The organism is Duganella sp. Leaf61 (assembly GCF_001421905.1).
GTDB classification, from domain to species: Bacteria; Pseudomonadota; Gammaproteobacteria; order Burkholderiales; family Burkholderiaceae_D; genus Rugamonas; species Rugamonas zoogloeoides.
On the sequence record NZ_LMLM01000010.1, the window covers coordinates 21226 to 29347 of the forward strand.

The 8122-nt window shown below is 61.6% G+C and carries 4 protein-coding genes; 3 read left to right on the forward strand and 1 reads right to left on the reverse strand.

All coding sequences use genetic code 11. From position 1 onward, the window contains the following. Nucleotides 1-2: 2 nt before the first annotated feature. From ASF04_RS08945 to ASF04_RS08955, 3 genes are all read left to right on the forward strand, one after another. Nucleotides 3-1106: an amidohydrolase family protein gene (locus tag ASF04_RS08945; RefSeq protein ID WP_082488659.1), complete on the forward strand. Its 1104-nt coding sequence runs from the start codon at nt 3-5 to the stop codon at nt 1104-1106. A gap of 14 nt (nt 1107-1120) precedes the next feature. Continuing rightward, nucleotides 1121-3310, forward strand: a complete 2190-nt coding sequence (locus ASF04_RS08950) for a glycoside hydrolase family 36 protein (protein ID WP_056140211.1) — start codon at nt 1121-1123, stop codon at nt 3308-3310. A 73-nt stretch (nt 3311-3383) separates the two neighbouring features. Then, a complete protein-coding gene (locus tag ASF04_RS08955; RefSeq protein ID WP_056140215.1) occupies nt 3384-4151 on the forward strand; it encodes a DeoR family transcriptional regulator in 768 nt (255 codons plus the stop codon). 104 nt (nt 4152-4255) lie between these two features. Here ASF04_RS08955 and ASF04_RS08960 read toward each other — a convergent pair whose 3' ends face one another. Next, nucleotides 4256-7099, reverse strand: a complete 2844-nt coding sequence (locus ASF04_RS08960; protein ID WP_056140217.1) for a TonB-dependent receptor — start codon at nt 7097-7099, stop codon at nt 4256-4258. Between the last annotated feature and the right edge of the window lie 1023 nt (nt 7100-8122).

Consider the following 8122-nt stretch of genomic DNA (forward strand, 5'->3'; position numbering starts at 1 on the left):
TTATGCGCTGGCCCCTCTCTTCTACCCTCTCAGCTACCCTGCTTTCCACCATCGTTGCGGCCATGATCGCCGGACCGTGCGGCGCCGCCGATGGCTACACCATGGGCGACTTCGAAAAAGTACCGAAGATCGACGCCCACCTGCATTTGCATGGAACCAGCCAGGATGCCTGGCTGGCATTGGCGCACAAGGACAATTTCCGCGCGTTGACCATCAACGTCGATTATCCGGATTTTCCGTCGCTGGACCAGCAGCACAAGGTGGCCAGCGCACTGGGGCACCAGCATGCGCAGCAGGTGGCGTGGGCGGCGACGTTTTCCACCGACGGCTTCGAAAAACCGGGGTGGACCGAGGCGACACTGCAAGACCTCGATGGCGCCCTCGCTGACGGCGCGGTCGGCGTCAAGGTCTGGAAGAATATCGGCATGAGCCTGCGCGACAGCCAGGGCAAGCTGGTGATGGTCGATGACGCCCGCTTCACCCCCCTGTTCGACGGCCTGGCGCAACGCGGCGTGATGGTGCTGGGCCACCAGGGCGAACCGCATAACTGCTGGCTGCCGGTGGAACAGATGACGGTCAATAACGACCGCGAATATTTCAGGAACCATCCCGCCTATCATATGTTCCTGCACCCGGAAATGCCGGGCTACGAGCAGCAGATGGCCGCGCGCGATCGGCTCCTGGCGCAGCATCCGACGCTGCGCTTCACCGGCGTGCACCTGGCGTCGCTGGAATATGATGTTGCGCGGATCGGGCGTTTTCTCGATGACCACCCCGGCGCCAGGCTCGATATCGCCGCCCGTATCGGGCAGCTGCAGTACCAGTCGCAGCGGGACCGCGACCGCGTGCGCGCCTTCTTCATCAAATACCAGGACCGGCTGATGTATGGTTCCGACCTGGCGCAGTCGGCCGAGCAGAGCGATGCGGACTTCGTCACCGACATGGACACGGTGTGGCGGCGCGACTGGCGCTACTTCGTCACCGGCGACAGCTTCACCGTGCCGGAACTCGACCAGCCGGTAAGCGGCCTGTCGCTGCCACGCGCGGTGGTTGACAAACTCTATCGCATCAACGCGGAACAGGCCTATCCCAAGGCCTGGCACTAACACAAGGGAGACGCATGAACAAGCAACTTGACCCACGCCGCCGCACCCTGCTGCAGTGGTTGGCCGGAACCGCCGTGGCAGCCACCGTGGCCGATGCCGGCGCCGCTGTCGCACCTGGCGCCGCCAACGCTACCGGCAAGGATGTGGCGCGCATCGGCGATGACGCCATGGCACTGGAATTCGACGGCCAGTTGCAGTGCCGCGTGATCTCGCGGCTTGGTCCGCGACCGGCGGCGGTGACAGCCTTCGCGCCGAGCGAGCGCCTGCGGGTGGTGCGCAACGCCAGTGCTGCGGGCGGCCCGAGTGGCGCCGGCATCAACGCCGCCGTGGTTGCCGCCAGCGCCAACGCCGCCAACGCCGCCAACGGCCGCTGGATCGAGCGCTTTGCGTTATCGTCGCAGGCAGCCGACCGCGTGGACGGCCAGCATGGTCCGGGTGTGCGGCACCGCCTCACCGGCATATCCGCGGACGGCATCGAGAAAACCGTGGCGGTCACTTTCTATGAAGGCCTGCGTGGCTTTGCCTTCATCCGCGTCGCCTACCGCAACGCCGGCAAGCAGCCGCTCACGGTTGCCGCTTGGTCCAACAGCGCCCACACGCTGCGGCCGGCGGCCGGCCGCAAGGCCGAGTTCTGGACCTTCTCCGGCGCCTCGTTCGCCGACCGGCGCGACTGGGTACAGCCGCTGGTGGCCGGTTTCGACCAACGCAATTTCATGGGCATGAACGCTTCCGACTACGGCAGCGGCACGCCGGCAGTCGACGTCTGGAACCGCGATTGCGGCCTGGCGGTGGGCCACCTGGACACGGTGCCGCGACTGGTGGCGCTGCCGGTGCGCGCGGTGGCAGGCGGCGCCGCACTGGCGGTGGAGTTCGAAAGCGAAACCGTGCTGCAGCCGGGCGACACCCTGGAAACCATGGATACCTTCCTGGCGCTGCACACTGGCGATTACTTCACGGCGCTGGACCGTTATCGCCAGGCGATGGCGGAACGCGGCGTGAGCGCGCCCGATGCACCGGCTGAATCGTATGAGCCGATCTGGTGCGCCTGGGGCTACGAGCGCGATTTCACCGTGCCGCTGATGGTGGGCACGCTGCAGAAAGCCAAAGAGCTCGGCCTCGAATGGGCGGTGCTCGATGATGGCTGGCAGAACAACGAAGGCGACTGGAAGCTGGACGTCAAAAAATTCCCGAACGGCGACGCTGACATGCGCGGCCTGGTCGGCGCGATCAAGGACGCGGGCCTCAAGGCGCGCCTGTGGATCACGCCACTGGCAGTCGATCCCGGCTCCGACCTGCTGCACGATCACACCGACATGCTGCTGCTGGACGCAAATGGCGCGCCGCAGCTGATCAGCTGGTGGAACAGTTTTTACCTGTGCCCGGCCTATGAGCCCACCATCGAGATGACGCGCCAGTGGATCCGCAAGATTTTTGGCGAGTGGGGCTACCAGGGCCTCAAGATCGACGGCCAGCATTTGAACGGCGTGGCCCCCTGCCACAACCCGGCGCACAAGCATGCACGGCCCGAGGAATCATTCGAGAAGCTGCAGGATTTCTGGAAAATGGTGTACGACACCGCGCGCGAGATCAATCCCAATGCGGTGATTGAACTGTGCCCGTGCGGCACCTCGTACGCCTTCCACAACTTCCCGTACATGAACCAGGCGCCGTCGTCCGATCCGTTGTCGTCGTGGCAGATCCGCCACAAGGGCAAGACGATCAAGGCGCTGATGGGCCGCTCCGCACCGTACGCCGGCGACCACGTCGAGTTGAGCGATGGCGGCGACGATTTCGCCTCGACCATCGGCATCGGCGCGGTGCTGTCCACCAAGTTCACCTGGCCGGTTGACCCCAAGCCCAAGGACAGCTACCTGCTGACACCGGAGCACGAAGTGCAGTGGCGCAAATGGATCGGCATCTATCGCGACAAGATGCTGGCCAACGGCGTGTATCGCGGCGAACTGTACGACATCGGCTTCGACAAGCCGGAGGCCCACGTGGTGCAAAAAGATGGCAAGATGTATTTTGCCTTTTATGCGCCCCGCTGGGATGGCCCCGTGGAAATCCGTGGACTCGGCCCCGGCCGCTGGCGCCTGCGCAACTACGCCGATGCCCAGGAGATCGGCGTAGTGGACGGCGGCCGGGCTCAGCGTCTTACACTGCGTTTCGCGCATGCCCTGTTACTGGAGGCGATACCTGTATGACGCGCAGCAGCAGGTGGCATTCTGCTGCCCAGATCTGTTAAGCTGTTGTTTTGTTAAAACTTATCGCCCAACTATGGCACAGACCGGTCAACGCCGCGCAATCATACTGAAAGCACTCACCGAGCACGGGTCGGTGCAGGTCAACGAACTTGTCAAGCAACTGGGCGTCTCGGCAGTGACGATCCGTAACGATCTGAGCACGCTCGAGGCCCAGGGTCTGGCCATCCGCAACCACGGCGGCGCCATGCCGGCACGCACCCCGCCGACCGAACACACGGTGCCGCAAAAAGACGCCATCAACCATGACCAGAAAGAGCGCATCGGCGTTCTCGCTGCCAGCCTGGTCAAGCCTGGTGACAACGTCATAATCGATTCGGGCACTACCACCATCTCGCTGGCGCGCCAGTTGCGCGACGCGCAAAACGTCACCGTGATGACGAACGGCCTGAACATCGCCTGGGAACTGGCCGACGCGCCAGGCGTTGACCTGATCCTGACCGGGGGCTTGCTGCGCAAGCAGTCGCTGTCGATCCAGGGGCAGCAGGCGGAAGCCTGCCTGCAATCCTACAGCTTCGATAAACTGTTTCTCGGCGTCGATGGTTTCGACCTGAAGTTTGGCGTGACTACCCACCACGAAGCCGAAGCGAGCCTGAATCACAAGATGGTGGAGCGCGCCAGAAAAATCATCGTGCTGGCCGACGCCTCGAAGTTCGGTTGTGTCAGCCTGCACCGCATCGTTCAACTCAATCGCGTGCATACCGTGATCACCGACGCCGGCATCAGCCGCGAGTACCGCGATGGTCTGCAGAGCGCCGGCATCGAACTCCTGATTGCAGATTGACCCACCTCCTTTCGTATTGTCGCTTGCGCGCCCGCGATCGCCTGGCGCGTAAAAAAAAACCGCCCCAACAGACAGGGCGGTGAAGGAGAGGACAACCGGTCTGGTCAGAACTTCAGGCTGGCACCCAGGGTGATCGAGCGTCCGTAGCGGTAATAACCGTTGGGAAGGCTGATGGTGCTGTTGCCCAGCCGGGTCTCCTGCTTCGCATCGGTCAGGTTGTTACCCTCGATGCTGATGCGCAGCGACTTGTTCACCTCGTAGGCCATCTGTGCCGTCAGCCACGTTATCGCCTTGGCTGTCTCGTTGAAGCCGGCACCGAGCACGTTGGTGGCGGTGACGAAGGAATCGGTGTAGTCGGCCGTGGTGCTCATGCTCCATGGACCGCGCTCATACAGCAAGCCCAGCGAGGCGGTTGCCGGCGCAATACCCTCGAGCGGGCGCTCGACGCCGTTGACCCAGCTGCTCGACAGGTTGCGCGTGTACTGCGCCCGCACACCGAAGCCGTTGTCGAACAGATGCTGCAGGCCGATCTCCATGCCGCGCGCCTTGGCGCTGTCGCCGTTGATGGGACGCTGCACATTGAACAGGCGGCCACCGGGTGCACCGATGTCCTGGCCGGTCAGCCATTCGCTGGTGATCTGGTTTTTGATATTCTTCTGGTAGAGGGCCAGCGTCAGCGCGGAGCTCTTGGCGTAATACCACTCCAGCGACACGTCGGCCTGGTGCGCGCTGTACGGCTTCAAATTGGCGTTGCCCCCATAAATCTGGGTGAAGTCGCCCCACGAGATACTGGCGGTGGTGCTGGACGGAGCGAGCTTGTCCACCGACGGGCGTGCCATCGTCTTGGCGGCGCCGAGGCGCAGTTGCAGGGCATCGGTGATCGAGTAGGTGAAGTTGGCCGACGGCAGCCCGAAGGTGTAGCTGGCATCCTGCTGGACGATGGACGGGTCGGCATAGACGGCGGTGAAATTGAAGGCGCCATTCTCGACGATCTGATTGATTTTCGCGTCCCAGGCCTGCGAGGTCGTCTTGGTGTGCACGAGGCGCACACCGACGTCCGCGCTCCAGTGCTCGCCCGACATATCGGCCTGCACGAAGGCGGTCGAGGTCTTCTCGGTCACGCGGTAGCTTTCCAGCGGGTTCCAGGCCGGCGCCGACAAAGCCGAGCTATAGACGCCGCCACCGGGCCGGGGCCGGCCATCAAGGGCCGCCAGGGCCTGCGCGTAGTTGTTGACATCAAACCCCAGGAAGCTGCGCGGGAAGTTGCCACTGACGCCGGAGAGGAAACCACTCGGGCTCAGCGTCTGGTTGATGACGTTGCCGCCCAGGGTGCCGACGTTGATCGCATTCTCGCCGGAATAGTGATCCTGGCCCGCATTAAAGGCGTTGTTGATCATGTCGCGGGTTTTCTTGCGATTGGTCTGGCTGACGCCGAAATTGAGCTGGTCGATATTGAACCAGTCCACCTTCCATTCACCATTGACCGTCGCGCCGCCGATGCGGTCCTTGATGTTGTCGCCGGTGCGGCTGTAATAGTGGGTGTTGAAATCGTTGCCGCTAAATAGGCCCTGGGCCAGGCCGGTCTGCAGGTCGCGGCCGTCGGCAAGTGTGGTCGTCACGTTGGGCACGGCAGCGCCGGTGAGCTGGATACGCGTGACATTCGGCTGATTCATGCGCAGCACGACATAGGTGTCGTTACCGCCGGAATTGCGTTTCGACGTGGACAGATAGAAGTCGCCGGCCATTTTCAGCGTGGGCGAGAGTTTCCAATCCGCTTTGGCGCCGACCATTGCCGTATCCACCACCCGGTCCTCGGTCTTGTTCAGGACCTCGGGGTTGAGCCGCAGTTCGGGGTCGGTGCTGGCCAGCGTCAAGTCCGTCACGACGCCGTTGTTGACCTTGATGTCAGACCAGCGGCCCGGCGCGTACAACGGGTAGAACGACAGCTGGTAGCCAACCTGCGGCGAGTCCAGCCGGGTGGCAAAGCCATCGACAACCACTTTCAGGTCGCTGCTCGGCCGCCATTCCACCTTGCCCGACACCGCCATGCGTTCCTTCTTCTCCATGATCGAGCCGAAGCGGAACTGCCCTGGCGCGATCAGGCCTTCTTCATTGGCATCAAGAATGCCATTGTTATTCGGGTCGATGAAGCCGCCCCAGGTATTGCCCGACTCCCAGAACTGGCTCGGGTCATTCGGAATGGCGTTGCGCGACCAGCCACCGTCGTTGCCGGCCGTGTCGGTGCGCACATTGCGCTTGGCATAGACCACGCCGAGCAGCACACCGAGCTGGTCGTTGAAGGTATTGCTGTACGTACCAGACAGCTTTTTGCCGTTCAGGCTGCTCATCTGGTTGTGGTCCCCCTCCACGCGCAGCAGGCCATGCTGGCCTTTCTGGTCGAATGGACTGGCGGAACGCAGATTGACCAGGCCGCCAATGGCGCCTTCGATCAGCTTCGCCTGGGTCGATTTGACGACATCAGCGCCGCTGATGACATCGGCCGGCAACACGTCGTACGCGAAGTCGCGGCCGGCGCCGTCGGTACCCAGCAGGCGGCCGTTGAAAGTGGTGATCGTATATTCAGGACCCAGACCACGGATGCTGACCTTTTGGCCCTCGCCGCCCGCCGTGCGCGAGATCGACACGCCCGTAATGTGGCTGAGCGAGTCGGCCACATTGTTGTCGGGGAAGCGGCCAAGCTCGGTCGCGCTGATACTGTCCTGCACGACCGCCGAGTTGCGCTTGAGCGCCAGCGACTCCCGCAAGCTCGCGCGGGTGCCGGACACGACGACCTTGGCAACGGCTTCGTTATCGGCCGTGGCGACGTCCTCCTGCGCGCGCGCTGGTGCGGCAAGCGTGGCAAGCGCAATCAGGCAGGCAGACGTCAGCGGATGTAGTACCAATTGAGGATAACTCTTGGCGTGCGAGCGGCGTTGCAGGTGAGTCATTAAATGGTTCCTTTTCTAAGTTGTTGGTATAACGCAGGCAAACGCTGGTCAATAGCAAACTGGCCGATTGCAATGACGGGCGCCCACGACGGTCTCCGGGGTCGCTGGCACGGGTATTGGTTCCCTACATCGAAAGCCTGTGGAAGGTTACGTCGGGTTGAGGCGTTATTAAGTCTATATCGAAACCCTGCGAAACTCACGAAATCTTACGTTTCTGCGATTTTGTTGTTGTATTTTTGCGATTTGATCATAACTCTTTCGCTCGAAAGGTGTACGAAAGTAATTTTTCGTTTTGGGAGAGATTTGTGAGGTGTCGGCTCGTGCCTCTACGATTGCCCGGTGTTTTTTAGAGGCGCCGTTTCCCGCAGACGTTTGAGGAATGAAACATGAAAGTGACAATTGAAGAGAATTCGATGGGAAATTTACATGACAATCGGTCAACCTCCCGAATAACGTCGGCAGGGAAATTTTTGATCGAGCGTCTTTCACCAGGACTTACATCTTGAAGGGAGCGTTTAGGCGGCTAGTGAAAATTCTATTTACGCTGCCCATGGCCTTGATCGGCTTTTGGGCTCACTCCGTCTCGGCTGCCGAAGTTGAGTGGAAGGTGAACAACAGATTTCCGCTGTTCATCGAAGAAAGCGATTTCGTCGGTATCGAAAAACATTTCGAAGCAAACGGCCAACTGGCTTCTTAGCGCAAAATCACTCGGCCTCTGTCCAGCGACAATTAGAAATGCCGGTGACGACAATTAGATTTGCCGGTTGAGGAGCCGGTCCGGCGCCCCGGTCCGGCTCTTATTTATCATGCCCTCCGAAAGGGTGCGAGCCAGAAGCTGGCGGCAGCGCGCACCGGCATGAGTGAGCGGACCGTGCGCAAGTATGAACAGTCCGGCAAGCTGCCAAGCCAGATGAAGGTACCACGTACTGTAGTGGTCTAATGTACCCGGACACTGATTTAGGCGAGAATGCTCGCCATGGAGAGGTGTTTGATGAGCAAGCAAAGACGTACATTTTCCCCTGA

What these genes read in the sequence shown, in the direction of transcription:
- ASF04_RS08960 (WP_056140217.1), bottom strand. Translation starts at nt 7,099, where the DNA reads ATGACTCACCTGCAACGCCGCTCGCACGCCAAGAGTTATCCTCAATTG.
- ASF04_RS08950 (WP_056140211.1), top strand. Translation starts at nt 1,121, where the DNA reads ATGAACAAGCAACTTGACCCACGCCGCCGCACCCTGCTGCAGTGGTTG.
- ASF04_RS08945 (WP_082488659.1), top strand. Translation starts at nt 3, where the DNA reads ATGCGCTGGCCCCTCTCTTCTACCCTCTCAGCTACCCTGCTTTCCACC.
- ASF04_RS08955 (WP_056140215.1), top strand. Translation starts at nt 3,384, where the DNA reads ATGGCACAGACCGGTCAACGCCGCGCAATCATACTGAAAGCACTCACC.